Raw genomic sequence first — 26,304 nt, 5'->3', positions numbered from 1 at the left:
CGCGAGCGTCTCCCCCGGTCGCACCCGGGCGTCGTCGGCGTCGAGGGCCTCACGCCACCAGGCACGCCGTTCCCGCCAGGTCGCGAGCACGTCGCGCACGACGTAGAGCCGTCCACGCCAGATGAACGCCTCCGGCCGTGCCCCACCACCGGCTCCACCGATGCCTCCACCGGCATCACCGACGGCATCACCGACGGCATCACCGGAGCCGGCCGGGCCCCGGCCCGTCGCCGAGGAACCGGAGAGAGGATCTCTCGCGGACTGCCCTCCCACCGGGAGCGCCGAACGCACCGATGACGGCCTCACACCCTCACCACGAACCCGCACCTCGACGGGATCACTGAACCTACGCACCACGACACGTCTCCTTCGGACACGTCGAGGCCGGACATCACGACCCAGAACCACACACGCCCCACACGCGCAGTCCTGACACCAACCGACGACTGACACCTCATGACCGACCTGCTGGCCGGCCCCTGACTCATTCGAACACCTGTTCGATATCTCGACTGTAACCCCTGCCGCCGACACCGTGTCAAGACGCCCTCCACAGCCGCGCCCGACCCCCGTCGACCCCCACCGGCCCCGCCGACCCTGCGGTGGGCGCACCGACATGAGTAGCCGTGCTCAGGTACTCCGGACGAGCAGACGACAGGCTTGCTCGTGCGGGTTCGGTCCGCGAACGGAGGGGCGCAGGGGTTCCGTCCGCTCACGGATCGAGCCCGCTCTGCATGCCCGGCGGGGCGCACCCTCGGCCCGGCCGGCGCGAGCACCTTGCGGCTCCCCCGCGGATGCGGGACTGTCAGACCTGTCCGACACCATGTCGTGCACCGAAGCAGCACCGGAGCAGGCAGAGCACGCACGAGAGCGAGGAGGGGCCGTGGGAGCGGAGCTCATCCCCATGGCGTTCAGCACCGGATGGGGAAGCGGCATCAACGCCTACCTCGTCGTGCTCGTCCTCGGACTCGCCGACCGCGTGTTCGGCGTCTCGCAGATCCCTGACGCCCTGGCCCGCACCGACGTGCTCATCGGTGCCGGCATCCTCTTCGCCATCGAGATGGTCGCCGACAAGATCCCCTACGTCGACTCCGTCTGGGACTCCGTGCACACCGTCGTGCGCCCGGCCGTGGGAGCGACGATCGGCTACCTCATCGGCCACGAGACGGCCAGCCTCGACGCGGCGATCGGCGCCGCCACCGGTGGCATCACCGCCCTCATCTCGCACGGGATCAAGGCCGGGCTGCGTGCTGCGGTCAACACCTCCCCCGAGCCGGCGAGCAACGTCGTCGTGAGCACGACGGAGGACGTCGCCGTGACCGGCGTGACCGCCCTGACGATCGCCCATCCGTGGCTCGCCGCGACGATCGCCCTCGTCCTGCTGCTGCTGGGCGGCTTCATCGTCTACAAGGTCGCCGGTCGCATCCGGCGCTACAAGCGGCGCTACGACGCCTGGGGTGAACGCATGGGCATCTCCGCGCCCTCCACCCCCTCGACGCCCGCCAGATCTCCCGGCAGATCTCCCGGCAGGTCTCCCTCCAGATCACCCGGCAGCTCACCGGGTCGGTCCGGCGGCGCAGGTCTGGGCGCCGGCTCCGACCCACCGCACCACCCGACTGACCGACCACCCCGTGCCGGCGAGGGTCAGAGACCCTTCGACCAGCAGGGCTGAGCCCACTGCGCAGGGGCCTTCGCCCGTCACGAGTCCGGGGCCAGCTGGGCCCGACCTGCTCACAGCGCATCGCCATGTCACCGAGGGTGAGGGCACAGCACCCCCGCCGACGGTGGAGGCACTGGCACGCACCGCCAGTCCATCGAAGGAGACACAGGCATGAACAAGAAGACCATCGCCCTCGCCGGGGCGGGCATCGTGGCCGCCTCGGCCCTCGCGCTCGGTGGAGCGGCTCTCGCCAGCGCCGACGAGACCGGGACCGGCGCGACCACCACGAACGGCTACGGCCAGGGCCCCGAGAGCGGGCAGCAGGGCATGCGCGGCGGCATGGGCAACGGCAACACCGACCCGAGCAAGCCCATGAGGTCGGACGAGAAGCTGCTCACGGGTGACACGGCGGCCAAGGTGACCGCCGCGGCGAAGGCCAAGGAGCCCGGTGCCACCATCGAGCGGGTCGAGACCGACTCGGACGGCGTCTACGAGGCCCACATGGTGCGCGCGGACGGCACCCACATCACCGTGCAGGTCGACGCGTCGTTCACGGTGACCGGGGTGCAGGAGGGTGGGCCCGGAGGCGGGATGGGACCCGGCATGGGCATGCGCGGCGACCGTGACGGCGACGGCCCCCAGCCCGACCAGTCCACCCAGCCCAACCAGTCCACCCAGCCCGACACGGGCACGACCACCGCTTCGTCGACCACCTGACGGGCCGAGGCGGGTGCCGGCGCCACACCGGCACCCGCAGGCGCGCTCGCCGGCCGACCCAGCAGCCGTGGAATCCTCAGAGGTTGCCGAAGACCTCGAGCGTCGCCGACGACCGGTTCATCGTGATGAAGTGGATGCCGGGGGCGCCCTCGTCGAGCAGGCGCCGCGACGACTCCGAGGCGATCGCCATCCCCTCGGCGCGCACGGCGGCAGCATCGTCACCGTGACGCTCGAGCCGGTCGGTGACAGCGGCCGGCATGGGCTGGCCGGCGAGCTCGGCCATCCGCACGACCTGACGGGCGTTGGTGATCGGCATGATCGCCGGCACCACCGGCAGTCGCGAGCCGCGGCGCGTGAGCTCGTCACGCAGACGAAGGTAGTGGTCGACGTCGAAGACCATCTGGGTGATCGCGAACTCAGCGCCCGCCTGCTCCTTGCGGATGAGGGTCTCGGCGTCCTCACTGATGTCGCGTGACTCGGGGTGGCCGTCGGGGAAGGCCGCGACGCCGACGGTGAAGTCACCGAGCCCCTTGACGAGGCGCACGAGCTCGTCGGCGTGGTCGAGGCCCTGAGGGTGCGCCACCCACGGCTGGCCGAGGCCGCCCTGGGGGTCACCGCGCAGGGCGAGGATGTTGCGCACGCCGCCGGCGGCATACGCCCCCACGACGGAGCGCAGCTCGCCGACCGAGTGGCCGACGCACGTGAGGTGCGCCATCGGTGTCAACGACGTCTCCTCGAGCACCCGCTGGGTGAGGCGCACGGTGCGGTCACGAGTGCCCCCGCCGGCGCCGTAGGTGATCGAGACGAAGCTCGGCGCGACCTTCTCGAGCCGGCGGATGGCATCCCAGAGCTGTGCCTCCGAGGCGTCGTCCTTGGGCGGGAAGAACTCGAAGCTGAACGACGGCAGGGGTCCACCGATGAGGTCGGGGATCGAGCGCGTGAAGCGTTCCGCGCGCGTCATCGAGGACGCCGTACCGTGTGCCATGGAGCCCACGATAAGGCGGCGCCGTCCACGACGCGTGGGCTGCCCACGTCGTGGTGCAGGCTCCGCGTAGGCTGGCGCACGACTTCCCGACGCGATGGAGGACCTCGTGCAGACCCCCACCGACCTCGACGGCCTCCGCCGACGGGTCCAGCAGGCGATCGACGGGCAGATCGCCGGGGGCGCCACCTCGCTCACCGAGATCGGCCCCGAGATCGCCCCCCTCGTCGACGCCGTCGAACGGCTGCTCACGGGCGGCAAGGGGCTGCGTGCCGGCTTCCTCTACTGGGGCTACCGCGCAGCCGGGGGCGCCGACTCCGACGCCCTCGTGCGGCTCGCGGCGAGCATGGAGTTCTTCCAGGGCGCCGCCCTGCTCCACGACGACGTCATGGACCGCAGCGACACCCGACGCGGTATGCCGTCCGCCCACCGGGCCGTGGCAGCGCTGCACGCCGCCCGGGGCTGGGACGGCGACGCGGACCGGTTCGGCGAGGGCGCGGCGATCCTCGCCGGCGACCTCTGCCTCACCTGGTGCGACGAGCTCTACGCGACGTGCGGCCTGCCGGCGGAGGAGCTCGCCCGGGGTCGGCACCTCTTCGACGCGATGCGCACCCAGCTCATGGGTGGGCAGTTCCTCGACCTGCTCGAGTCGGTCCGTGGCTGGGACGGGCTCGACCTCGAGGAGCGGATCGCCTCGGCCCGCAAGGTCATCCGCTTCAAGAGCGCGAAGTACACCATCGAGCACCCCCTCCGCATCGGCGCGCTCGTCGGTGGCGCGACCGACGACGACCTCGCTCCCCTGTCGGACTACGGGCTCGCCCTCGGTGAGGCGTTCCAGCTGCGCGACGACCTCCTCGGCGTCTTCGGCGACCCGGAGGCGACGGGAAAGCCGGCGGGCGACGACCTGCGCGAGGGCAAGCGCACGGTGCTCATCGCGCTGGCCCTCGACGCAGCTGCACCCGACGACCGGGCGCTCGTCGAGTCGCTGCTCGGGCGTGACGACCTCGACGTCGCCGGCGTGGAGGCGATCCGTCGCGTCCTCGTGGGCACGGGCGCGGTCGATCGGGTCGAGGAGCTCATCGCGACGCTCGCCGACGATGCCCGCAAGGCCGTGGGCAGGGCTCGTGAGAGCGGGCGCCTCGACGGCAGTGCGCTCGAGGTGCTCGAGGCGCTCGTCGACGTGTCGACCGCTCGCCACGCCTGAGGATCAGCGAGCCTGGGGCTCAGCAGTCCTGGCTGCGACGGGGTCAGCGCGAACCGTCCGAGCGCTAGAAGGCGAGCTCCTGGGCGCGGCGACGGATCTCGGTCTTGTGTCCCGCGCGCAGCGCGTCGATCGGGGCGCCCTCCACGGGCAGCGTCGCATCGGGGGTGAAGAGCCACGCGATGATCTCGTCATCGCTCATCCCGCCGTCGGCGAGCACCGTGAAGGTGCCCTTGAGCTCGGGACGCGGGCCCGTCTCGTCGACGAACTTCGCCGGCACCGCGATGACCCGGCGCTCGCCGATGCGGGTCGCCACGAGCTCGCGGTCGGCGATCAGCCGCCGAGCTGCCGAGAGGGCGACACCGAGGCGCTCCGCGAGGTCGGGCACGGTGAGCCACTCCCCGACCAGGGCTTCGAGACCGGGCGAGTCCGACGCCTCCGCCACATCCGTCTGGTCGGCGACCCCCGCCTCGCCGAGCGGGTTCGTGGCGGCGCGCGGCTCGGACGCGGCCGGTGCCAGGGGCTGGGCGGGATCGTGCTGCGGGTGGTCGCTCACGAGTGAGGAGTCTGCCACTGACCCGGCATCCACCCCGAATTACACCGATGTATTTATACTTTAGCGCTCAAATATACGCTAGTGTCACACGCGCCCCACAGTTGTCTTCCAGACTCACCGATCACAGCAGTAGCCCGCTCACCCGATCCTTCCGGGCGCCCCCTCCACCTCGCCAGAGCAGCCTCGGGACACCGAGCCAGAGCACCGGGCTTCGAAGGAAAGGACCCTCGACGTGCCCTTCGCCGCCGACGTCGCCACACTCGTCACTCCCCCGCACGCGGTCGTGGCTGCACCGCGGACGACCTGGAGCACGGTGACCGTGCGCTCCGGCGACACCCTCTGGGACCTCGCCATCACGCATCGCACGACCGTCGCCGCCATCGTGGCCAAGAACCGCCTGCCCCACGGCGGCGCGGTGATCCACGTCGGCCAGAAGCTGCTCGTCCCCGGCAAGGGTGCTGCCACGCCCGCGGCAGCCGCGAGGCCCGCCGCGAGGCCCGCCGCCAAGCCCACCGCCAAGCCCACCGTCAGGCCGGCCGCGAAGCCCGCTGCCGCCACGAAGCCGACCCGCAAGCCCGCCACCACCGCCCTGCGCACCTACGTCGTGCGCTCCGGCGACACGATGTCGGGCATCGCGAAGCGCTACACGGTCAGCGTCACGGCGCTCCTCGCCGCCAACCACCTCAGCGCGTCGAGCTACATCTACGTCGGCCAGCGCATCACCGTCCCGACGCCCGGGGCGAGTGGGCAGCCCGCCCGCAAGCCGTTCCCGAAGCCGTCCTCGAAGCCCGGACCCAAGCCCGCCCCGAAGCCGTCCTCCCAGCCGGCCGCGAAGCCGACGGCCTCGACGGCGCGCGCCCAGGCCGTCGCAGCGAGCAAGGCCAAGCTCGCGGCCATGACCGTCCCGAGCCGCACCGAGACCGCCGACCTCATCCGCTCCATCGCCACCCGGCACGGTGTCGACCCCAAGCTGGCCCTCGCGATCGGCTGGCTCGAGTCGGGGTGGTACCAGCGCGCGGTCTCCTCGACGAACGCCGTCGGCGTCATGCAGATCATGCCGATCACCGGCACCTGGGCCTCCCAGCTCGCGGGCCGGAAGCTCGACCTCTACGACGTGCGCGACAACATCACCGCCGGGGTGCTCGTGCTCCGTGCGCTGCAGACGATGGCCGACTCGAGCGACCAGGCCATCGCCGCCTACTACCAGGGCCTCTACTCGGTGCGCACGCGAGGTCTCTACACCGACACGAAGGCCTACGTCGCCAGCGTCAAGGCGATCTACGCCCGGCTCTGACCCGCCTCGCCTGCAGGGAATGCAGGCCGGGGCACCGTAAACTCCTGCCGTGACGTCCAGCGTGGCGGACTCCCTCGTCGGTCGGGTCATCGACGGGAGGTACCGCGTCCTCTCGCACCTCGCAGACGGAGGCATGGCCTCGGTCTACGTGGCGCTCGACGCACGCCTCGACCGAGACGTCGCCCTGAAGATCATGCGTCCCGGCCTCGCGACCGACGCCGTCTTCGTCGAGCGCTTCCGCAGCGAGGCCCGGTCGGCGGCCCGCCTCAGCCACCCCAACGTCGTCGCCGTCTACGACCAGGGCGAGGACGACGGCGACGTCTTCCTCGCGATGGAGCTCGTCGAGGGCAAGACCCTGCGCGACGTCATCCACGAGGAGGCGCCGCTCACCGCCCGCGAGGCGATCGCGATCCTCGAGCCGATCCTTCTCGCCCTGCAGGCCGCCCACTCGGCCGGGCTCATCCACCGCGACGTCAAGCCGGAGAACGTCATCGTCCGCCGTGACGGCGAGGTCAAGGTGGCAGACTTCGGCCTCGCGCGCGCCATCACCAACCAGACGACGACGAGCCAGACCGGCGTCCTGCTCGGCACGGTCTCCTACCTCTCGCCCGAGCAGGTCGAGCGCGGGGTCGCCGATCAGCGCAGCGATCTCTACGCCGCGGGGCTGCTCCTCTTCGAGATGCTGACCGGTCGCAAGGCCGTCAGCGGCGACACCCCGATCCAGATCGCCTACAAGCACGTCCACGGCTCCATCGACGCGCCGTCGGCCGTCGTGCCGACCGTGCCGGCCCGCCTCGACGACCTCGTCGCCCGCGCCACGGCGCTCGAGCCCGACGACCGCTTCGCCAGTGCGGGCGACTTCCTGCGCGCCCTGCAGCACGTGCGCCGCGACCTCATCCCCGCCGAGCTCGACCGGCGCGGCAGCGCCCTCGGTGCCACGCCCCTCTCCCCCGTCGTCGCGACCACCGCGACGCTCCCCGCGGTGCGCGACACCGGCTCCGCGTCGGCGTATGCCGCCCCCCCGGCTGCCGCGGCAACCTCGGCCCGCGCCGGGCGCGACGCCGGTGCGCCGCCCGACGAGGCGGACGGCATACCGCGTCGGGCGCGTCAGCGCTCGTCGCTCGCCGGCCTGCCGGTGCACGAGCCAGAGCGCAGCCACACGGCCGCCCTCCCGCTCCAGCGCAGGCGCCGGCGGCGGTGGCCGTGGTGGGTCGCCGCCCTGCTGGTCGTCGGGGCGGGCGCAGCGGGCTGGTGGTTCACCGTCGGGCCGGGCGGCATGACCGTCGTGCCCGCGGTCGTGGGCCAGCAGCTCACCGCCGCCGACACGGCCCTTCGCCAGGCCTCACTCTCGCTGGACGAGAACGAGGAGTTCTCCGAGACCGTCGCCAAGGGCGTCGTGCTGCGCATCGAGCCCGACCCCGGCACCCAGCTGTCCAAGGACTCGATCGTGCGGGTCGTCGTCTCCAAGGGCCAGGAGCGCTACGACGTGCCGGCCCTCGTCGGCACGAAGGCCGACGACCTCGCCAAGGCCCTGTCGCCGCTCACCCTGGCGGTGGGTGAGCGCACGACGGCGTGGAGCGAGACGGTGCCCGAGGGCGAGGTCATCTCCCAGGACCCGAAGGCCGGCACGTCGGTCAAGCGTGGGGTCGCGGTGTCGGTCGTCGTGTCGAAGGGCCGCCAGCCCATCCGCGTGCCCTCGGTCGTCGGGGCGGACGCGGGCGCCGCGGCGGCAGCGATCACCAAGGCGGGCCTCAAGGCAGTGCGCGCCGACGACGTCAACAGCGACACGGTGCCCACGGGGCAGGTCGTCTCGCAGACCCCCGCCAAGGGCTCGCTCTTCCGCGGTGACAGCGTGACGATCACCGTGTCCAAGGGGCCGGTCATGGTGCAGGTGCCCGGCGTCGTCGGCCGCCCCACGGCCGAGGCGGAGAAGGCACTGACCGACCTCGGCTTCAAGGTCCAGAAGGACTATCCCTTCGGCAAGCTCTTCGACCTCGTGCGCGTGCAGAGCATCGACGGCGGCCAGCAGGCGCCGAAGGGCTCGACGATCATCCTCACGATCGTCTGAGACCGCGCCGTGCAGCACGCGGCGCAGTCGCGCCTTGCCACGCTCCTGCTCATCGCCCTGACTGCGGTGTGGGGCTCCACCTTCTTCCTCATCCACGACCTCGTCGAGACGGTGCCGCCGGTCGACTTCCTCGCGGTGCGCTTCACGATCGCGGCGGTGATCATGCTCGTGGCGTTCTGGCGGTCCGTGCGAGCCCTCGACCGGCGCGCGGTGTCCATCGGGGTCGGGCTCGGCGTGCTCTGCGGACTCGCCCAGATCGCGCAGACCCAGGGCCTCGCGACGACGCCGGCCTCCGTGTCGGGCTTCATCACCGGCACCTACGTCGTGCTCACACCGGTCTTCACCGCGCTCCTGCTGCGCGAGAAGGTGGCCGGCTCGACGTGGGCCGCCGTGGCGCTCGCCACCGTCGGGCTCGCGCTGCTGTCGCTCAACGGCTTCTCGGTCGGGGTCGGCGAGGCGATCACACTGCTGGCCGCCGTGCTCTATGCCCTGCACATCGTCGGCCTCGGCCGCTTCAGCGCCGGCGAGATTGCGGTCGGTCTCTCGGTCGTGCAGATGGTCGTCATCGCGGTGCTCTGCCTCGTCGGGGCGGCGCCCGGGGGCATCGTCCTCCCAAGCGGTGCGGGGCAGTGGGCGTCGGTGCTCTACATGGTCGCCTTCGCGAGCATCCTCGCGCTCTGGGCCCAGACGTGGGCCCAGGCCCACCTGCCCGCCACCCGCGCGGCGATCATCATGACGGTCGAGCCGGTCTTCGCCGCGTTCTTCGCCGTCACCCTCGGCGACGAGTCGCTGACGGCGCGAATGCTGGTCGGCGGCGCGCTCGTGCTCGCGGCGATGTATGCCGTCGAGATCCTCGCGCGCCGGCGCCCGGGTGAGCTGCCTGCCGAGGCTCTGCACCACGAGGTCTGATCCCGGTGCCGACCGACCCCAGGTGTCAGCCCTGCGCGAGCATCTCCGCGACGAGGAAGGCGAGCTCGAGCGACTGCTGGTGGTTGAGGCGCGGGTCGCACACAGACTCGTAGCGCTTCTCGAGGTCGGAGTCGATGATCTTCTCCGCGCCGCCGAGGCACTCCGTCACGTCGTTGCCCGTGAGCTCGACGTGGATGCCACCCGGGATCGTCCCGAGCGAGCGGTGCACCTCGAAGAAGCCCCGCACCTCCTCGACGATGTCCTCGAAGTCGCGCGTCTTGTAGCCCGAGGGGCTCTCGAAGGTGTTGCCGTGCATCGGGTCGCAGATCCACGTCACCGTGGCGCCCGAGGCGGTCACCTTGTCGACGAGGGCCGGCAGCGCGTCACGGATCGTGCCCGCACCCATCCGCGTGATGAACGTGAGGCGACCCGGCGTGCGCTGGGGGTCGACCTTGTCGATGAGGCGCAGCACCTCGTCGATGTCGGCCTTGGGGCCGAGCTTGACGCCGATGGGGTTGCTGATGCGCGACACGAAGTCGATGTGGGCGCCGTCGAGCTGGCGGGTGCGCTCGCCGACCCAGACGAAGTGCGTGGAGGTGTCGTAGAGACGACCGGAGCGGGAGTCGATGCGCGTCAGCGGGCGCTCGTAGTCGAGCAGCAGCGCCTCGTGGGCGGCGTAGAACTCGACCGTGCGCATGGCGTCGAAGTCGGCGCCGCAGGCCGCCATGAAGCGCATCGCCTTGTCGATGTCCTTGGCGATCTTCTCGTAGCGCTGGTTGGCGGCGTTGGCGACGAAGCCGCGGTTCCAGTCGTGCACGTGCCGCAGGTCCGCGAATCCGCCTGTGGTGAAAGCACGCACGAGGTTGAGGGTGGCCGAGCTCGCGTGGTAGGCGCGGACGAGGCGCTGCGGGTCGGGGATGCGAGCCGTCTCGTGGAAGGCGAAGTCGTTGACCATGTCGCCCCGGAAGGCCGGCAGCGTCACGCCCTCGCGGGTCTCGACCGTCGAGCTGCGCGGCTTGGCGTACTGCCCCGCCATGCGGCCGATCTTGATGACCGGCACCGACGCGCCGTAGGTCAGCACGGCCGCCATCTGCAGGATCGTCTTGATGCGGTCGCGGATGTTGTCGGCGGTCGCCGACGCGAACGTCTCTGCGCAGTCGCCGCCCTGCAGGACGAAGGCCTCGCCGACCGCCGCCTTGGCCATGCGGTCGGTGAGGATGTCGCACTCACCGGCGAAGACGAGCGGTGGATAGGTCGAGAGCGTCTCGATCACCTCGGCGAGCGCGGCCGTGTCCGGCCAGCTCGGCTGCTGCGTCGCCTCGAGCTCGGTCGCGGCGGCGGTGAGGGCGGCCAGGGCCTCGGACCCGTCGACGGGCTCGAGGCCGACATCGGCGGTGACGGCGCTCATGTTCACCCCGACAGCGTAGTCGCCGTGCGGGGCCCGCCCCGGCCGAGGTCCGCATCCCGAAACCACGACTCGCCCGTGGACACCGTCACCGACGCCCTCCGGTATGCCGTCCGGCAGGCTCCCGGGGGACGGTGGGCACTCGACGTGGCCGGGCCGCATACGGCAGCAGCTCGACGCGGCGGTCAGGTCGCGGGGTCGCCGAGGTCGAGGCCGCGCTCCATCGCGAACCGGGCGAGCTCGACCCGGTTGTGCATCTGGAGCTTGCCGAAGATGTTCTGCACGTGGTTCTGCACCGTGCGGTGCGAGAGGAAGAGCGTCGCGGCGATCTCCTTGTAGCCCATCCCGGTGGCGACGTAGCGCAGGATCTCGGTCTCCCGCTCGGTGAGCTCCGGGATCTCGCGACCGCCCTGATCCGGACCGGCCGTGCGGGCGCGCCGGAACTCGCCGAGCACGAGACCCGCGAGGCCGGGGGTGAAGACCGGGTCACCGGCCGCGGTGGCGCGCACCGCGGCGAGGAACTCCTCCCGGCCGGCGGACTTCACGAGGTAGCCGAGGGCGCCCGCCTTGACGGCGTCGAGCACGTCCTTGTGGTCACCGCTCGCCGAGAGGATGAGGATGCGCGTCGGCACCCGCGCCGCCGAGAGCGCGGCACACACCTCCGGTCCGTCGAGGCCGGGCAGGTTGAGGTCGAGCACGAGCACGTCGGGCACGAGGGCACGGGTGCGCGCCACGGCCGCGCGCCCGTCGTCCGCGGTGGCGACGACCTCGAAGCCGGCGTCGGCGAGGTCGCGGGCCACGGCGTCGCGCCACATCGGGTGGTCGTCGGCGACGACGACCGTGACGTGGTCGGCGGCCGACCCCTGCCCCTGCTCAGTCATGGCACCTCACCGATCCCCAGCCTCCCTCTGATGCGTCGGCGGAGCCGGCGACGGCCCCTCTCCCCCTGCTGCTCCCCTGCTGCTCCCCTGCTGCTCCCCCTGCCCCCGGCAGCGGCCGCGACGGCGTGGCGACGCCGTTCCTGTCCATCGTGCCCGAGACGTCACGGTCTGTGGAGCAGATTTCGTCGTCCGGACGGGGCCTACCCAGGGGAGCGGGACGCGGCACACGACCTCAGCGGGCCGGGGCGTGCGGCACCCGCAGCTCGACCGTCGTGCCACCGGCCGCGCCCGAGGTGACGCTCGCGGTGCCACCGAGGTCGGCGAGGCGCCCCCGGATGCTCGACGACACCCCCAGGCGACCCTGCCCGACGGCCTCGTCGAGCCGTCCGGCCTCGACACCGACCCCGGAGTCGCGGATGGTGACCTGCACCCCTGCCCCGTCGTCGTCGAGCAGCACCCACGCCCTGGCCCCCTGGCCGGCGTGCTTGCGCACGTTGTCGACGGCCGCCTCGACGGCCGCGACGACCTCGTCGGCGACCCGACGTGGCAGCAGCACCGGCTCGGCGGGGGCGACGAGGGCGATGTCGTCGGTCTCGACGTGCGCGAGCAGGCCACGCAGGTCGGCCTCGCCCGAGACGGCCCGGTCGACCTCGGCGAGATCGGCCTGGCTGACGAGGGTGCGGAGGATGCGCTCCTGCTCCCCCGCCATCGCGCCGAGGGCGGCGGTCTCGCCGCCGATGTCGATCGCCCGGCGGTTGATGAAGGCGAGGGTCTGCAGCACGCCGTCGTGCACGGTGCGCGCGAGCCGGTCGCGCTCGGCGCGGGCCGCCTCGACCCGCATGGCCTCGGCGAGCGCTGCGTGGCTCGCGCGGGTGAGGTCGACGCAGTAGCCGATGCAGCCGCCGAGGAGCAGGCCGAGGATCGTGTTGGTCACCGTGTTGGCCGTCGGCTCGATGACCTCGACGAAGGAGCATGCCCCGACGATCGCCGCGGCCACGACACCGCCGCGCCAGCCGCGCAGCACGGCCCAACCGACGATGGCGGCGGACGGCCAGATCGACGGGATCGTCTTGGCCCCCGACGTGATGACCTCGGGGCTGTCGACGAGGCGCGTGCCGAGGATGGCGGCGCACGCGATGGCGAGCTCGACCGTGTAGGCCCGCGCCGTGCGCATCGGCCGCACCGTCTGCACGACGGTCCACCCGGTGAGGACCCCGAGGATGACGACGGCAACGGTCGGGTTGACCATCTCCTCGCGCCGTTCCCAGGCCGACCAGACGGCATACGCGAGCGCGAGACAGCGGAAGACGTCGACGGCACGCCAGAGCCCGCGGACGACGACGTGCTCGTCGAGCAGCACCGCGGCTCGGCCGGGCGTCAGGGGCTCGCGCCCGCTCATCTCAGGAGGCAGCGACGACGGGCCCGGGGCCCTCGTCCTCGTCAGGCGCGGAACGGGCTGCGGCGGTGTCCCTGCCGGCGTCGCTCGCAGGGTCGGGGAGGTCCCTGGCCCGCTCGAGCTGCGTCGCCCGACCCTCGGCGGCGTCGAGAGCCGCCTCGAGCTCCGGCGCAGCCGCACCCGGCTTGGCGGCCTCCTGGAGCTCCTTGGCCTTGGCCCGGGCTGCGGCGAGCAGGCGGTCCTTCATCGACGTGGCGTACATGTCGACGTACTCCTGGCCCGACAGCAGCATCAGCTCGTACATGATCTCGTCGGTGATCGAGCGCAGGACGAAGCGGTCGTCCTCCATGCCCTCGTAGCGAGAGAAGTCGAGCGGCTTGCCGACCCGCACCCCCACCCGCATGATGCGCGGGATGACCTTGCCGGTCGGCTGGGCCTTGTCGGTGCCGATCATCGCCACGGGGATCACGGTGACGCGGCCCTCGAGGGCCATCCGGGCCACACCGGTGCGGCCGCGGTAGAGGCGCCCGTCGGGCGAGCGCGTGCCCTCGGGATAGATGCCGAGCAGGTCACCGCGGCGCAGCACCTTGAGGCCCGAGTTGAGCGCGGCGCTGCTCGCCTTGCCTCCGGAACGGTCGACGGGCACCTGCCCGATGGCCTTGAAGAAGGCTGCCGTCAGACGGCCCTTGACCCCACGTCCGGTGAAGTAGTCGCTCTTCGCGAGGAAGGTGACGCGGCGCGGCACGACGAGCGGCAGGAACACCGAGTCGGAGAAGGACAGGTGGTTGGAGGCGAAGATCGCCGGCCCCTCCTCGGGGATGTTCTCCTCGCCCTCGACCCAGGGCCTGAAGAGCAGCCTGATGATGGGACCGATGACGATCGTCTTCAGAAACCAGTAGAACAACCGTTGTCCACCTTCCACGTGACGGCTCGAACTCTACGACACTCGCGCGCGGTGAGGGCCGCATGCGAGGATCAGGAGGTCCCGCCGCACCGCCAGGAGGATTCCCGTGAACGACCGCGACCTCGATGCGGAGTTCCAGCGGATCGTCGCGGGCTGGGACGACGAGGCGCCTGACCCCCTGGCCGACCGCGCCGACCGCGCCGACCGGGCTGACGGCGCTGACCAGGCCGACCGGGCCGATGGCGCGGGCGCCCCCGACCGTATGCCGTCCGGTGGCGACGCTGCCCCGGCGGGCGACGCGCTGACGTCCGACGACGGCACGAGCGGCGGCTCCGCCAAGACCACCGGGGTCAACCCCGCCCCCTTCGGCCCTGCAAGCCAGGCCGTTCCCGCCGACCCGACCGGTGCGGCAGGCCCCGCCGGTCCCGCTGGTCCCGCCGGTCCCGCGGTCCCGACGCCGACCGATGTCGCCCACGGCGGGGACCTCGGTCTGCCGATCGCGTCGACGACCTCGCACGTGTGGCGCGCCGGGGCCCCGAGCGACGCGGTCGACGACGTCGACGCACTGCTCGACGAGGCGAGCGCCGCCCGCGGCGGTGAGCCCGACGACCACTTCGTGCCGCCGTCCGACATCGAGCTGCCGTCGGCCGAGACCGACCCGATGTTCTGGGCCATCGTCGGCGGCCTCGTCGGCGGCCCGCTGCTGCTGTTCTACCTGCTCTTCTTCGACCGCGACGGCAGCGGGTGGTGGGTCGTCACCGCGATCGCCATGGTCGTCATCGGCTTCGTGCTGCTCGTGCTGCGTGGCGGCAACGAGCGCGACCCGTTCGACGACGGCACGAGGGTCTGACCGACCCGGCGACCTGGGTGTGAGGGGCGCTCAGCGACCGCTGCGGGCGAGCTCCGCGGCACCGATGAGGCCCGCGTCGCTGCCGAGGACGGCCCGCACGATGCTCGCCTCGGGACGGTAGCCGCGCCCCGTGAGCTGGCGCCGGAAGGCGTCACGCGCCGGGCCGATGAGCATCTCGTCGGCGGCGCTGACCCCGCCGCCGATGACGAAGAGCCCGGGGTCGAAGGCGGCCGCGAGGTTGGCCATGCCGATACCCAGCCACTCACCGATGTCGGCGAGCAGCTCGCGCGCGGTGGGGTCGCCGTCGTGGGCGGCCTCGGTGATGAAGGGGCCGGTGAGTGCCGCAGGGTCACCACCGAGACGGGTGAGCAGGTCTGCCACCACAGGAGATCCGGCCTCGATCATGGCCCGTGCCTCGCGGACGAGGGCGTTGCCGCTGGCGTACTGCTCCCAGCAGCCGCGGTTGCCGCACTCGCAGCGCACGCCGCCGGGGACGACCTGCATGTGCCCGAACTCCCCCGCGATGCCGTGGCGTCCGCGCTGCACCTGGCCGTCGATGATGAGTGCCCCGCCGATGCCCGTGCCGAGGGTGATGACGACGACGTGCGACTCACCGCGGGCCGCCCCGAAGCACGCCTCCGCCCACGCGGCGGCGTTGGCGTCGTTGTCGACGGTGATCGGCAGCGAGATGCGCTGCGACAGCGCGTGGCGCAACGGCTCGTTGCGCCACGACAGGTGCGGCGCGAAGACGACGGTCGCACGGTCCTCGGCGACGAAGCCGGCGGCCCCGATGCCGACGGCGACGATGTCGGCGGGATCGGCGCGGCCGAGCAGCTCCTCGACGGCCCCGACGATGGTGTTCTCGACGACGCGCGGCGAGGTGGAGCGGTGCGGGGTGTCGAAGCGCACCCGCTCGAGGATCGCGCCGCTCTCGTCGACGATTCCCCCGGCGACCTTGGTGCCGCCGATGTCGATGCCGATGGCCAACCGACGGGTCATGCCGGGCCCTCGTGGTCCTCGCGTGCCGGCGGGTCGGGAGCGGCGTGGTCGCCGGCTGCCCCTGGACGCGTCGAGCGCTCACGCTGCGCCGTCGCGAGGTCCCGCAGCGCGGTGGCCGCGAAGCCGACGAAGTCGGCGACCCGCTCGATCGTGTCGGGGTTGACCTGCTGGACGAAGCTGATGATCTGGCACACGGGACACACCCGACAGGCCGCCGGCTCGCGGCCGCCGCACGTGCACTCGGGTGCCTGCCGGGCATCCGTCAGCGGTATGCCGCCGGGTCGGGCCCCGGCGCCGGCCGAGTCCGTGGCCGCGCCGTCGTGACTCCCGCCCGCCCCGTCGGCGGCGGCGCGCGGAGCGCTCGAGGACCCGGCCCCCGGCTGCTCGTGAGCGGTCGTGTGGGAGGACGCGGACGGCATACCGCCGCCGGCGCCCCAGCCACGGCGCGACAGCAGCTCGACGAGCAGCGCCGCCTCCTGCGCCACCGTGCGCGCCGGCTCGGCGTCCGCTCGGGATCCGTTGTGAGTGTGCCCGTCGGGCTCGTCCGTCGCCGTCACGCCGGTCAGGCCTCGACCCGCTTCTTCAGCTCTTTGAGAGCCGTGTCGACGATGACCTTCTCGGCCTTGCGCTTGAGCAGGCCGATCATGGGGATCTTGACGTCGACCGCGAGGCGGTAGGTGACCTTCGTGCCCGCGCCCTGGGCGGCGAGGGTGTAGGAGCCGTCCATGGCCTTGAGCACCTGGGCCGTGACGAGCGACCACGAGACGACGCCCGTGCCGTCCTCGACGACGTCCCACTCGTAGTCGAGGACGTAGGTGTCCTTGATGGCTCCGGCGTCGAGGGTGAACTCCACCTGGTCGGCCCAGCCGTCACCCTCCTCGGCGAGCACGCGGATCGCCTTCACCTCGCCGGCCCACTCCGGGTAGGCCTCGAAGTCCGCGATGACGTCGAGCACCTCTCCGGGGGGTGCGTCGACGACGATGGAGGACTCGGTGCGATCGGCCATGAGCCGAAGGTTATCGCGTTGGTCACGGCGCGGCGTGCAGGCTGCGTTTGGCTCCCGACCCCGGTCGCGCGCGTGCGAGGATGGGCGCGAAGCCCACCGCGACTCGTCGTGGCGGACCCCTCTCACGCCATCGCCGGGCGTGGCCCGCACCGTCGTCGCTGCTGGCCATCCGTCGGTGTCGTCAGCCCCACTGCACACCCGCCGCTCACGAGGAGTTTCCGTGAAGGACAACGTCGTCGCACCGCTGGCCCCCGTCACCACCGAGGGAAGCCTTGCCGACCTGCCCAGCCGCAACGCCGCCGAGTCCCCTGCCGGTGCCGCCTTCGCCCGTAAGGGCGCCGGGGGCAGCTGGACGACGACGACGTGGCGAGAGTTCGCCGCCGACGTCGACGCGGTCGCGAAGGGGCTCATCGCCTCGGGTGTCCAGCCGGGCAGCCGGGTCGGCCTCATGTCCCGTACCCGCTACGAGTGGACGCTCGTCGACTTCGCGACGTGGAGTGCCGGCGGCGTGGTCGTGCCGATCTACGAGACCTCATCGCCCGAGCAGGTCGAGTGGATCCTCTCAGACTCCGGTGCGGTCCTCGGCGTCGTCGAGACTCCTGCGCACCGCGAGACCGTGGGGCTCGTCGAGGCCCAGCTGCCCGACCTCACCGACGTCGTCGTCATCGCGGACGGCGGCCTCGACGCCCTGCGGCAGAAGGGCACGTCCGTGCCCGACGCCGAGCTCGCGGCCCGGCGCGAGGCTCTCGACCGCACGTCCCTCGCGACGATCATCTACACCTCGGGCACGACCGGCCGTCCCAAGGGCTGCGAGCTGACCCACGGCAACTTCCTCGACCTCGCCGAGAACGCCACCGAGAAGCTCAAGGAGGTCGTGCGTGCCGACGGCGCCTCGACGCTGCTCTTCCTCCCCCTCGCCCACGTCTTCGCCCGCTTCATCGAGGTGCTCTGCGTCTCCGCCAAGGCCCGGATGGGGCACTCCGCCGACATCAAGACCCTGCTCGACGACTTCGCCGGCTTCCAGCCGACCTTCGTGCTCGCGGTCCCCCGCGTCTTCGAGAAGATCTACAACTCCGCCGAGGCGAAGGCCGCAGCCGAGGGCAAGGGCCGCATCTTCCTGCGCGCGGCGACCGTGGCGATCGCCTACAGCGAGGCCCTCGACGCCGGTGGTCCCGGTCTGCTGCTGCGCCTGCAGCACGCGATCTTCGACCGGCTCGTCTACGGCAAGCTGCGTGCGGCCATGGGCGGCAAGGTGCAGTACGCCGTCTCGGGCGGCGCGCCGCTCGGCACGCGCCTCGGCCACTTCTACCGCGGCATCGGCGTCATCATCCTCGAGGGCTACGGCCTCACGGAGACGACGGCACCGGTGTGCGTCAACACCCCCGACAAGATCAAGATCGGCACCGTGGGTCCTCCCCTGCCGGGCACCGGCATCCGGATTGCCGAGGACGGTGAGATCCTCGTCAAGGGGATCGGCGTCTTCCGGGGCTACCACGGCAACGCCCAGGCGACGGCTGACGCGGTCGTCGACGGCTGGTTCCACACCGGCGACATCGGCGACCTCGACGACGACGGCTACCTGCGGATCACGGGCCGCAAGAAGGAGCTGCTCGTCACCGCCGGCGGCAAGAACGTCGCGCCGGCCGTGCTCGAGGACCGCCTCCGGGCTCACCCGCTCGTGTCGCAGTGCATCGTCGTCGGCGACCAGAAGCCCTTCATCGCGGCGCTCGTCACGCTCGACGAGGAGATGTGGCCGCTGTGGGCCAAGAGCCACGGCGTCGAGGGCGTGTCCATCGAGCAGGCGCGGACCAACCCCGTCGTCCTCGAGGCCCTCCAGCATGCCGTCGACCGCGCCAACCAGGCGGTGTCCAAGGCGGAGTCGATCCGCAAGTTCACCGTGCTGGAGGGTGACTTCACCGAGGCCAACGGCTACCTCACCCCGTCGCTCAAGCTGAAGCGCAACGTCGTCATGAAGGACTTCGCCGACGACGTCGAGAAGCTCTACTCCTGAGCGGCCGTCGCGGTCACGAGGTCGTCAGCGAGGCGATGCGGGCGCGCCACTGCCGCACGAGAGTCGCGCGGTCGGTGCCGGCCCGCACGAGCGCGAGGTCGGTGATCGCCTCGGCGTCGCCGAGGCTCGCGGCCGGCGCCGCGAGCCCGCCCGCCGCCTCGCGATAGAGGCGCACGAGCGCAGCCGTGCCCTGCCGGTCGGCCAGCTCTCGTACGGCCAGCAGTGAGAGGCCGTATGCCGCTGCCAACCGACCCGCCGCCGGGTCGAAGTCCGCGGCGGCCGGCAGGCTCGAAGGAGGGCCCTGGGCGCTTACGAGGTCGAGCGCCGGCGCCACGACCTCGCGCTCGGGCAGTGCGACCGAGCGGTAGGCGACGAGCTCGGCGAAGCCCTCGGCCAGCCAGGAGGGCACGGTTCGCGTCGTCGACGCTCGCACGCTCGCATGGGTCAGCTCGTGCGTGAGCACGACGTCACGACCGACACCGCTCAGCCCCACCCACGGCGACGGGACGATGACGATGCGGTCGGCGCCCGCGGGCACGCCCGGCTCGAGCGGGCCGTCGGTGACCGCCGCGACTCGTGCCATCGAGGCGCCAGTCCTGCCGAGCAGTCGCGCCGCGTCGTCGTCGGTGCCGGGAGCGACCCACACCGAGGGCTCGGACCGACCCCAGACAGCTGCCACCTGACCGGCCGCCGTCCGGGCGCGGCGGGTGAGCTCGTCGAGGCGTGCCTCGGAGCCGACGACGAGCAGCAGGGCGTCGGCGGTGCGGCGGACCCGCAGGCCATCGAGGTCCCACGGCTGGAGGCGCTCGGCGGGGTCCCACGAGCGCAGGCGTGGGCCTGGGCCGGCTCCGGTGGCGTCGCTCCCCTGCTGGGCAGCGAGGGCCAGGTCCACGACGAACGTGCGCGGGCTCGTGTCGAAGCCGGCGAGCCGGTAGGTGGCGGTGAGCCTCGCGCGGGTGGCGGGCATCGCGGGGTCAGTCGGTGGGGTGGTCGTCGCGGTAGCCGGCGTGGCGGTCGATGGTGCGGGCTCGCTGAGCAGGGACACCGAGACGACGTGGAGATCGGTGACGCCCATGGCCCGCATCCGGTCGAAGATCAGGCCCTGAGCCGTTCGGACGGTCTGGCCGACGTCCGGTGCGAGGGCGGAGAGCCAGGCAGCCCGGTCTCCCCGCGTGACGGCACCGAGGCGGTCCGTCAGGAGGGCGGTGATCTCGTCGGCCCGGGCAGCTGACACCCGCAGGGAGGCTGTTGCTCCCGCTGCTGGGCGGTCGACGGTGCTCGACGGGCTGCCGGCGCCGCTCGTCGCCGTGCAGGAGGCCACGACCGGCACGGCCAGAAGGGCGGTGGCCAGCGCGGGCAGCACGAGCCGGAGACGCGACACCTCGTCATGGTGACACGCGACCCCGCGGCCGCCGATCGTGGTCAGCCTGCGGCGCGGGTGGCTCGCGCGGGGCGGGAGGACGGCCCGTGGTGGGTGTGCACGCTGGCGGGGGTGGAACCCTCACTCGGCACGGCGCGGGCCGCATTGGCCTCCTGGACCGTCACGAGCCCGGCACCGAGCAGCACCGACACCGCGTGGCGCTCCGCCCGGTCGAGGGCGAGGAGCGGTGGCGCGGTGAGACCTGCCTGCGGACCACCGTCGATGGCGGCCGGGGCGGCACCGGCTTCGGTGAGGACCGGGCGCGGGGCCTCGCGCGGGGCGAGGGGCACGGCCGTGAGCGCGGTCACCATGCAGTCCGCGCACCGGACGTGCCGCACCGGGCAGGTGTTGCAGTCGACGAGCATCATCCTGGGCACCTCTTCACGTCTCGTTGCGTTCTGTCACGAATGACGCTAGGGGCGACCACCGACACTCCACGGCGCCCGCCCCGACGACCGCCGCGCCTTCCGGGCGTTGTCGGCGCCGCGGCATACCGTCGGGGCATGCAGGCGATCCAGTCGACGTTCGATGACCTCGGCACCTCCCTCGCCGACGTCACCTTCGTCGTGGTCGACCTCGAGACGACCGGGGGCGCCCCGGCCGAGTGCGGCATCACCGAGATCGGTGCGGTCAAGGTGCGCGGGGGCGAGCACCTCGGTGAGTTCCAGACCCTCGTCGATCCCGGCGAGCCGATCCCGGCGTTCATCTCCGTGCTCACCGGCATCACCGACGGCATGGTGCGCGACGCCCCACGCATCGAGACGGCCCTGCCCGCCTTCCTCGAGTTCGCGGCCGGCAGCGTGCTCGTCGCCCACAACGCCGGCTTCGACATCGGCTTCCTCAAGGCTGCAGCTGCCCGCACCGGCACGGCCTGGCCCGGCTTCGCGGTGCTCGACACCCTCCAGCTCGCTCGCCAGCTCGTCGTGCGTGACGAGGCGCCCAACCACCGGCTCGGCTCGCTCGCCCAGGTCTTCGGGGCGACGACGACACCGGACCACCGCGCCCTGCACGACGCCCGCGCCACCGTCGACGTGCTCCACGGGCTCATCGAACGCGTCGGCAACCTCGGCGTGCGCACACTCGAGGAGCTTGCGAGCTACAGCTCACGGGTCACTCCGACCCAGCGGCGCAAGCGCTTCCTCGCCGACCCGCTGCCGCACGCCCCGGGGGTCTACCTCTTCAAGGACGGCAACGGTCGGGTTCTCTACGTCGGCACGAGTCGCGACATCCGCACCCGAGTCCGGTCCTACTTCACCGCCTCCGAGCAGCGCAGCCGGATGGCCGAGATGGTGCGGCTCGCGCAGGCCGTGCACCCCGTCGTGTGCCAGACCCCGCTCGAGGCCCAGGTCCGCGAGCTGCGACTCATCGACGAGCACAAGCCTCGCTTCAACCGCCGGTCCAAGGACGGCCGCAAGACGATGTGGGTGAAGCTGACGAGCGAGCGCTTCCCCCGGCTGTCGATCGTCAAGCAGGTGCGTGACGACGATGCCCACTACATCGGACCGTTCCGCTCGCGCCTCACGGCGCAGTCCGCCATCGACGCCGTGCACGAGGTCGTGCCGCTGCGGCAGTGCACCGGCCGGCTCTCGGGCCGCTCGTCGGCGTGTGCGCTCGCCGACATGGGCCGCTGCGGTGCACCGTGCACGGGGGCACAGTCCGAGGGCGACTACGCCATCGTCGTCGCCGACTGCGCGGCGATCTTCAGCGGCAACGCCCGGCCCGGCTCCGACCTGCTGCGCGCGCGCCTCGAGGAGCTCGCATCGGCAGAGCGCTTCGAAGACGCTGCCCGCGTGCGCGACCGTTTCCTCCAGCTCGTTCGGGGCGCGGCCCGGGCGCAGCGCCTGGCTCCGCTCACCCGCTCCCCCGAGATCGTCGCCGCACGGCGCGCCGACCACGGTGGGTGGGAGCTCGTGAGCATCCGACACGGTCGTCTCGCCGGCACCACCGTCAGCCCGCGGGGAGCCGACCCCATGGTCTACGTCCGCACCCTGCAGGCCACCGCCGAGGTCGTCGCGCCGCCGACCCCCGACCGGCCGTCGGCCCTCGTCGAGGAGACCGAGCTCCTGCTGCGGTGGCTCGAGGCACCCGGTGTGCGCATCGTCGAGCTCGACGGCACGTGGACCTGCCCCGTCGGCGGCGCCGGCGCGGTCCGCCACGAGCTCGAGCCGGCCGTCGCCGCAGCGAGAGACGTCGTCGGTTTCGACCACGACGTGCCTGCTGCGGGCCGGCGACCCGGCCCACGACCCGCAGGGCCACGACGCACCGAGCCGGCCGTGGTGGCGACGGCTAAGGTGTCACCGTGATCACCGCCATCGTCATGATCAGCTGCGAGGTCAACCGGATCCCCGAGGTCGCCGAGGAGATCGCCAACATCCCCGCTGTCTCCGAGGTCTACTCCGTGACCGGCGACGCCGACCTCATCGCGATGGTCCGTGTCCGGTCGCACGACGACTTCGCCGACGTCATCGCCGATCGCCTCAACAAGGTGTCCGGCGTCGTCGGCACCTCGACGCACATCGCCTTCCGCACGTACTCCGCGCACGACCTCGAGGCAGCCTTCAGCCTCGGCCTCGACGACGCCTGACCGCACATTCGGTAGCCCGGGCGACGCAACAGCCGGGTCAGGGGCGCATTCGCCGCACGTTCGGTAGCCCGGGCGGGCTCAAGCGCGGGTTGCCGCCACCCAGCGGTCGACGACTGCCGTCGCCGCACCCGAGTCGATCGCGTCGGTCGCCAGCGCCATGCCGGCCCGGACGTCCTCGTGGAAGGCTGCCGTGTCGGACCCGCTGTCGGGTCGGGTCAGCGCGAGGGCGATGCCCGCGTTGAGCAGGACGGCGTCGCGCACCGCCCCGTGCTGCCCCGCGAAGGTGTCGCGCACGACCTGGGCGTTGTGCTCGGCGTCGCCTCCCCTCAGCGCCTCGATGGGGTGCAGGTCGAGACCGAGGCGTGTCGGGTCGAGCGAACGGAGGCCGACCGCGCCGTCGCGCACCCACCACACCGCCGACGTCGTCGAGACGGTGATCTCGTCGAGACCGTCGTCACCGCGGAAGACCGCCGCGTCACGGCCGCGGCTCGCGAAGACGCCCGCCAGCAGCGGAGCCATGCGGGCATCGGCACAGCCCACGGCGGCATACGTCGGCTGGGCGGGGTTGGTGAGCGGCCCGAGGAAGTTGAACGCCGTGCCGATGCCGAGCTCGCGGCGCGGCACGGCGGTGTGCCGGAACGACGGGTGGAACGTCTGGGCGAAGCAGAAGGTGATGCCGGCCTCGCCCGCGATCTCGACGACCCGCTCGGGCGGCAGGGACAGGTCGATGCCGAGCGCCTCGAGCACGTCGGCACTGCCCGACGACGACGACGCCGCGCGGTTGCCGTGCTTGACGACTCGCACGCCCGCCGCAGCGGCCACGATCGACGACATCGTCGAGATGTTGACGGTGTGGGCCCGGTCTCCGCCGGTGCCGACGATGTCGAGGCTCGGCCCCTCGACCTCGATGCGCCTGGCGTGGCCAAGCATGACCTCCGCGAGGCCACTCATCTCGTCGACGCTCTCGCCCTTGGAGCGCAGGCCGATGAGGAAGCCGGCGATCTGGCTCGGAGTCGCCTCACCCGCCATGATGCGGTCCATCGCCCACGCGGTCGTGGAGCGGTCGAGGTCACGACCGGCGATGAGCTCCGAGAGAAGTGCGGGCCACGTGCGCAGGTCGTCGGTCGCCATGCGTCAGGCCGCGGGAACGCCCGAGCGTGCCAGCGTCGTGATGGCCGACGTGAGCGCGATCGGGTCGAGCGGGTGCGGCACGGCGAGGTCGGCCTGCGACCAGGCCGCCAGCCAGCTGTCCTGCGGGCGGCCCGTGAGGACCACGATCGGCGGGCAGTTGAAGATCTCGTTCTTCAGCTGTCGGGCGAGGCCCAGGCCACCGACCTTGGCGGCCTCGCCGTCGAGCACGAGGATGTCGAAGCGCTCGTGGTCGACCGAGCTGATGACCGCGTCGGCGGTGGCGCACTCGTGCCAGCGGACCACCTCGATGTCCTTGGCCGGGCGGCGCCCAACGGCCGCGCGCACGGCGTCACGCGTCGTGTAGTCGTCGCTGTAGAGCAGGACCGACACCTCGATGCGCGGCTGGGGCTGCGAGCCCGTCGTCGTGAGCTGCGTCGAGGGCGCGCTGTCGTTCGAGGCGTCGTTCGGGGCGGTCATGCGCCCGATGCTACCGGCCCCGCCCTCTCGCGCTGCAGCAACCTCCCGGGCGTGGTCGGGGCCCGTGTCGGGGGGCCTGCGTGACGCCACCGGACGGCATACGGCAGCATCTGCGGTGGCGTGACCCGCTGCATGTCGGAATGGTCACGAATGCTCGACACCCGATCAACAAACCGCTCCAAACGGGGGGGTCACTCGCGCAGGCGCAGAGGAATGTGGGAATAATGGCCAACGTGGCGACAGCATCAGCAGTTCCTTCCAGTGCAGTGATGAATCCGGCGGCGCACGGACCGGCGACCCGGCCCAACATGGTTGCCGTCGGCACCATCGTGTGGCTGTCGTCCGAGCTGATGTTCTTCGCCGGCCTCTTCGCCGTCTACTTCCAGCTCCGCTCCGTGCGCACCGACCTCTGGGCCGAGCAGACCCAGAAGCTCAACCTGCCGTTCGCGAGCATCAACTGCCTCGTGCTCGTCATCTCCTCCGTGTGGTGCCAGCTCGGTGTGTGGAAGGCCGAGCGCGGCCAGAAGGCCCGCACCGGCAAGCTCTACGACCTCAAGGGCTGGGGCATGCGGGAGTGGTACGTCCTCACCTACCTCTTCGGCGCCTTCTTCATCGCCGGGCAGGTCATGGAGTACGCCGAGCTCGTCCACGAGAACGTCACCCTGAGCTCCGACGCCTACGGGTCGGTCTTCTACATGGCGACCGGCTTCCACGGCCTGCACGTCACAGGCGGTCTCATCGCGTTCCTGCTCATCATCGCCCGCACCTTCACGACCCGGCGCTACACGCACGCCAACGCCACCGGCGCGGTCGTGACCTCGTACTACTGGCACTTCGTCGACGTCGTGTGGATCGCGCTCTTCGCGACCATCTACATCCTGCGCTGACGGCATCGATGACCGAACCGATCGCCCTCGTTCCAGCACCAGCCCCACCGCTTCCGGGCACGCACCACCGCCCGACCGACCGACCGACGACCACCTTGGACGACAGGACCGCACCGTGAACGCCTTGGCCGCCCGACGCCGACACCCCGCCGCGATCGCGGTGCTGCTGCTGCTCGGCCTCCTCGTGACCGGAGGCGCGTACTCCTTCTTCGCCCCCAAGGACGCCAACGCGGCGCCCACGGTCTCCGCCGACGCCGTCCAGGACGGCAAGAACCTCTTCCTCGCCAACTGCGCGAGCTGCCACGGCGTCAATGCCGAGGGCACGAAGTCCGGGCCGACGCTCGTCGGCGTGGGTGCCGCGTCCGTCGACTTCCAGGTCAGCACGGGCCGTATGCCGCTCGCCGGGCCCAACGTGCAGGCGCCGGTCAACAAGGTGAAGTTCGACGAGACCGAGATCGCGGCCCTGGCCGCCTACGTCGCCTCCCTCGGCGCCGGCCCTGGCATCCCCGAGGAGAAGTGGACGACGGTCATCCAGCCGGGCACCCCGGAGAACAACAAGGCCATCGCGACCGGCGGCGAGATCTTCCGCGTCAACTGCGCCATGTGCCACAACTTCGCCGGCGCCGGCGGCGCGCTGACCCGTGGCAAGTACGCCCCGGCCCTCGACGAGGCGACGCCGCGCCAGATCTACGAAGCCATGGTGACCGGCCCCCAGTCGATGCCCGTCTTCAACGACCGCAACATCTCCCCCGAGGGCAAGCAGCAGGTCATCTCCTACCTCGCCGCCCAGCGCGACCAGACCAACGTCGGTGGCTTCAGCCTCGGCAACCTCGGCCCCGTCTCCGAGGGCCTCTTCGCCTGGGTCTTCGGTCTGGGCATCCTCATCGCGGGTGCGGTGTGGCTCGGCAAGAAGGCCGCATGACCGCCCCGCGGCTGCTTCGCATCCCGACTGACGACAGGACCAGG

At 72.0% G+C, this 26,304-nt stretch carries 26 protein-coding genes; 12 read left to right on the top strand and 14 right to left on the bottom strand.

The features are described from left to right. A partial coding sequence (locus FBY41_RS23985; RefSeq protein WP_260439795.1) for a DUF6504 family protein occupies positions 1-273 on the bottom strand: 273 nt, incomplete at its 3' end. Positions 274-883: 610 nt separating this feature from the next. Here FBY41_RS23985 and FBY41_RS15175 point away from each other — a divergent pair. Continuing rightward, positions 884-1,672: a DUF4126 domain-containing protein gene (locus FBY41_RS15175; RefSeq protein WP_260439794.1), complete on the top strand. Its 789-nt coding sequence runs from the start codon at positions 884-886 to the stop codon at positions 1,670-1,672. A 159-nt stretch (positions 1,673-1,831) separates the two neighbouring features. Continuing rightward, the gene (locus FBY41_RS15170; protein WP_141845018.1) at positions 1,832-2,377 is read left to right on the top strand and encodes a hypothetical protein; all 546 of its coding nucleotides are present in this window, start codon (positions 1,832-1,834) and stop codon (positions 2,375-2,377) included. 76 nt (positions 2,378-2,453) lie between these two features. On the opposite strand, the gene FBY41_RS15165 is transcribed toward FBY41_RS15170, so the two are convergent. After that, on the bottom strand, positions 2,454-3,362 hold the full coding sequence (locus FBY41_RS15165; RefSeq protein WP_141845017.1) for a methylenetetrahydrofolate reductase: 909 nt from the start codon (positions 3,360-3,362) through the stop codon (positions 2,454-2,456). Between the two features lie 94 nt (positions 3,363-3,456). On the opposite strand from FBY41_RS15165, the gene FBY41_RS15160 reads away from it, so the two are divergent. Further along, positions 3,457-4,563 carry a polyprenyl synthetase family protein gene (locus FBY41_RS15160; RefSeq protein WP_141845016.1) on the top strand — a complete coding sequence of 369 codons (1,107 nt, stop codon included), beginning with the start codon at positions 3,457-3,459 and terminating at the stop codon, positions 4,561-4,563. Between the two features lie 64 nt (positions 4,564-4,627). On the opposite strand, the gene FBY41_RS15155 is transcribed toward FBY41_RS15160, so the two are convergent. Continuing rightward, on the bottom strand, positions 4,628-5,005 hold the full coding sequence (locus tag FBY41_RS15155; protein WP_141845161.1) for an Rv2175c family DNA-binding protein: 378 nt from the start codon (positions 5,003-5,005) through the stop codon (positions 4,628-4,630). 343 nt (positions 5,006-5,348) lie between these two features. Here FBY41_RS15155 and FBY41_RS23470 point away from each other — a divergent pair, with 343 nt between their 5' ends. Genes FBY41_RS23470 through FBY41_RS15135 form a run of 3 tightly spaced genes read left to right on the top strand, consistent with a single transcriptional unit; the run spans position 5,349 to position 9,387 of the window. Further along, complete coding sequence (locus FBY41_RS23470) at positions 5,349-6,410, top strand: LysM peptidoglycan-binding domain-containing protein (protein ID WP_185749072.1); 1,062 nt, start codon at positions 5,349-5,351, stop codon at positions 6,408-6,410. Positions 6,411-6,459: 49 nt separating this feature from the next. Then, positions 6,460-8,478 (top strand): Stk1 family PASTA domain-containing Ser/Thr kinase, encoded by a 2,019-nt coding sequence (gene pknB, locus FBY41_RS15140; protein ID WP_185749071.1) that lies wholly within the window; start codon positions 6,460-6,462, stop codon positions 8,476-8,478. A 9-nt stretch (positions 8,479-8,487) separates the two neighbouring features. Further along, the gene (locus FBY41_RS15135) at positions 8,488-9,387 is read left to right on the top strand and encodes a DMT family transporter (RefSeq protein ID WP_141845014.1); all 900 of its coding nucleotides are present in this window, start codon (positions 8,488-8,490) and stop codon (positions 9,385-9,387) included. A 25-nt stretch (positions 9,388-9,412) separates the two neighbouring features. On the opposite strand, the gene FBY41_RS15130 is transcribed toward FBY41_RS15135, so the two are convergent. The 4 genes from FBY41_RS15130 to FBY41_RS15115 form a co-directional block, all read right to left on the bottom strand. Continuing rightward, the gene (locus FBY41_RS15130; RefSeq protein ID WP_260439793.1) at positions 9,413-10,795 is read right to left on the bottom strand and encodes a class II 3-deoxy-7-phosphoheptulonate synthase; all 1,383 of its coding nucleotides are present in this window, start codon (positions 10,793-10,795) and stop codon (positions 9,413-9,415) included. 182 nt (positions 10,796-10,977) lie between these two features. Beyond that, on the bottom strand, positions 10,978-11,673 hold the full coding sequence (locus FBY41_RS15125; protein ID WP_141845013.1) for a response regulator: 696 nt from the start codon (positions 11,671-11,673) through the stop codon (positions 10,978-10,980). A 232-nt stretch (positions 11,674-11,905) separates the two neighbouring features. Beyond that, on the bottom strand, positions 11,906-13,072 hold the full coding sequence (macS, locus tag FBY41_RS15120) for a MacS family sensor histidine kinase (protein WP_141845012.1): 1,167 nt from the start codon (positions 13,070-13,072) through the stop codon (positions 11,906-11,908). 1 nt (position 13,073) lies between these two features. After that, positions 13,074-13,973, bottom strand: coding sequence for a lysophospholipid acyltransferase family protein (locus FBY41_RS15115; protein WP_141845011.1), 900 nt, complete (start codon positions 13,971-13,973; stop codon positions 13,074-13,076). Between the two features lie 106 nt (positions 13,974-14,079). Here FBY41_RS15115 and FBY41_RS15110 point away from each other — a divergent pair, with 106 nt between their 5' ends. Next, positions 14,080-14,823 carry a hypothetical protein gene (locus FBY41_RS15110; RefSeq protein ID WP_141845010.1) on the top strand — a complete coding sequence of 248 codons (744 nt, stop codon included), beginning with the start codon at positions 14,080-14,082 and terminating at the stop codon, positions 14,821-14,823. Between the two features lie 30 nt (positions 14,824-14,853). On the opposite strand, the gene FBY41_RS15105 is transcribed toward FBY41_RS15110, so the two are convergent. The 3 genes from FBY41_RS15105 to FBY41_RS15095 are packed head-to-tail and all read right to left on the bottom strand — an operon-like array spanning position 14,854 to position 16,828. Next, positions 14,854-15,822, bottom strand: coding sequence for an ROK family glucokinase (locus tag FBY41_RS15105; RefSeq protein WP_141845009.1), 969 nt, complete (start codon positions 15,820-15,822; stop codon positions 14,854-14,856). Further along, entirely contained in the window at positions 15,819-16,379 is a 561-nt protein-coding gene (locus tag FBY41_RS15100; RefSeq protein ID WP_141845008.1) for a hypothetical protein, read from the bottom strand. Before FBY41_RS15100 ends, FBY41_RS15105 begins: the two co-directional genes overlap by 4 nt. Positions 16,380-16,384: 5 nt before the next feature. Next, a complete protein-coding gene (locus FBY41_RS15095; protein WP_141845007.1) occupies positions 16,385-16,828 on the bottom strand; it encodes an SRPBCC family protein in 444 nt (147 codons plus the stop codon). Between the two features lie 220 nt (positions 16,829-17,048). On the opposite strand from FBY41_RS15095, the gene FBY41_RS15090 reads away from it, so the two are divergent. Continuing rightward, the gene (locus FBY41_RS15090; RefSeq protein WP_141845006.1) at positions 17,049-18,839 is read left to right on the top strand and encodes an AMP-dependent synthetase/ligase; all 1,791 of its coding nucleotides are present in this window, start codon (positions 17,049-17,051) and stop codon (positions 18,837-18,839) included. A 13-nt stretch (positions 18,840-18,852) separates the two neighbouring features. Here FBY41_RS15090 and FBY41_RS15085 read toward each other — a convergent pair whose 3' ends face one another. Then, entirely contained in the window at positions 18,853-20,220 is a 1,368-nt protein-coding gene (locus FBY41_RS15085) for a hypothetical protein (RefSeq protein WP_141845005.1), read from the bottom strand. 41 nt (positions 20,221-20,261) lie between these two features. Next, positions 20,262-20,627 (bottom strand): hypothetical protein, encoded by a 366-nt coding sequence (locus FBY41_RS15080; RefSeq protein ID WP_221629286.1) that lies wholly within the window; start codon positions 20,625-20,627, stop codon positions 20,262-20,264. A 135-nt stretch (positions 20,628-20,762) separates the two neighbouring features. Here FBY41_RS15080 and FBY41_RS15075 point away from each other — a divergent pair, with 135 nt between their 5' ends. Both FBY41_RS15075 and FBY41_RS15070 read left to right on the top strand, forming a co-directional pair. Beyond that, on the top strand, positions 20,763-22,562 hold the full coding sequence (locus tag FBY41_RS15075) for a DEDD exonuclease domain-containing protein (protein WP_141845004.1): 1,800 nt from the start codon (positions 20,763-20,765) through the stop codon (positions 22,560-22,562). Then, positions 22,559-22,843, top strand: a complete 285-nt coding sequence (locus FBY41_RS15070) for an Lrp/AsnC family transcriptional regulator (RefSeq protein ID WP_141845003.1) — start codon at positions 22,559-22,561, stop codon at positions 22,841-22,843. Before FBY41_RS15075 ends, FBY41_RS15070 begins: the two co-directional genes overlap by 4 nt. Positions 22,844-22,921: 78 nt before the next feature. Here FBY41_RS15070 and trpD read toward each other — a convergent pair whose 3' ends face one another. Both trpD and FBY41_RS15060 read right to left on the bottom strand, forming a co-directional pair. Continuing rightward, positions 22,922-23,974 carry an anthranilate phosphoribosyltransferase gene (gene trpD, locus FBY41_RS15065; RefSeq protein ID WP_141845002.1) on the bottom strand — a complete coding sequence of 351 codons (1,053 nt, stop codon included), beginning with the start codon at positions 23,972-23,974 and terminating at the stop codon, positions 22,922-22,924. Positions 23,975-23,977: 3 nt separating this feature from the next. Further along, the gene (locus FBY41_RS15060) at positions 23,978-24,451 is read right to left on the bottom strand and encodes a response regulator transcription factor (protein WP_141845001.1); all 474 of its coding nucleotides are present in this window, start codon (positions 24,449-24,451) and stop codon (positions 23,978-23,980) included. Between the two features lie 224 nt (positions 24,452-24,675). Between FBY41_RS15060 and ctaE the strand changes: the two genes are divergently transcribed. Both ctaE and qcrC read left to right on the top strand, forming a co-directional pair. Further along, a complete protein-coding gene (gene ctaE, locus FBY41_RS15055) occupies positions 24,676-25,338 on the top strand; it encodes an aa3-type cytochrome oxidase subunit III (protein WP_141845000.1) in 663 nt (220 codons plus the stop codon). Between the two features lie 115 nt (positions 25,339-25,453). Continuing rightward, the gene (qcrC, locus tag FBY41_RS15050) at positions 25,454-26,260 is read left to right on the top strand and encodes a cytochrome bc1 complex diheme cytochrome c subunit (RefSeq protein WP_141844999.1); all 807 of its coding nucleotides are present in this window, start codon (positions 25,454-25,456) and stop codon (positions 26,258-26,260) included. Positions 26,261-26,304: the final 44 nt, after the last annotated feature.

It is taken from the genome of Humibacillus xanthopallidus (assembly GCF_006716675.1).
In the GTDB taxonomy this organism is placed as follows: Bacteria; Actinomycetota; Actinomycetes; order Actinomycetales; family Dermatophilaceae; genus Humibacillus; species Humibacillus xanthopallidus_B.
The sequence above is the reverse complement of the archived record's forward strand: the minus strand, read 5'-3'. Positions and strand labels throughout refer to the sequence as shown.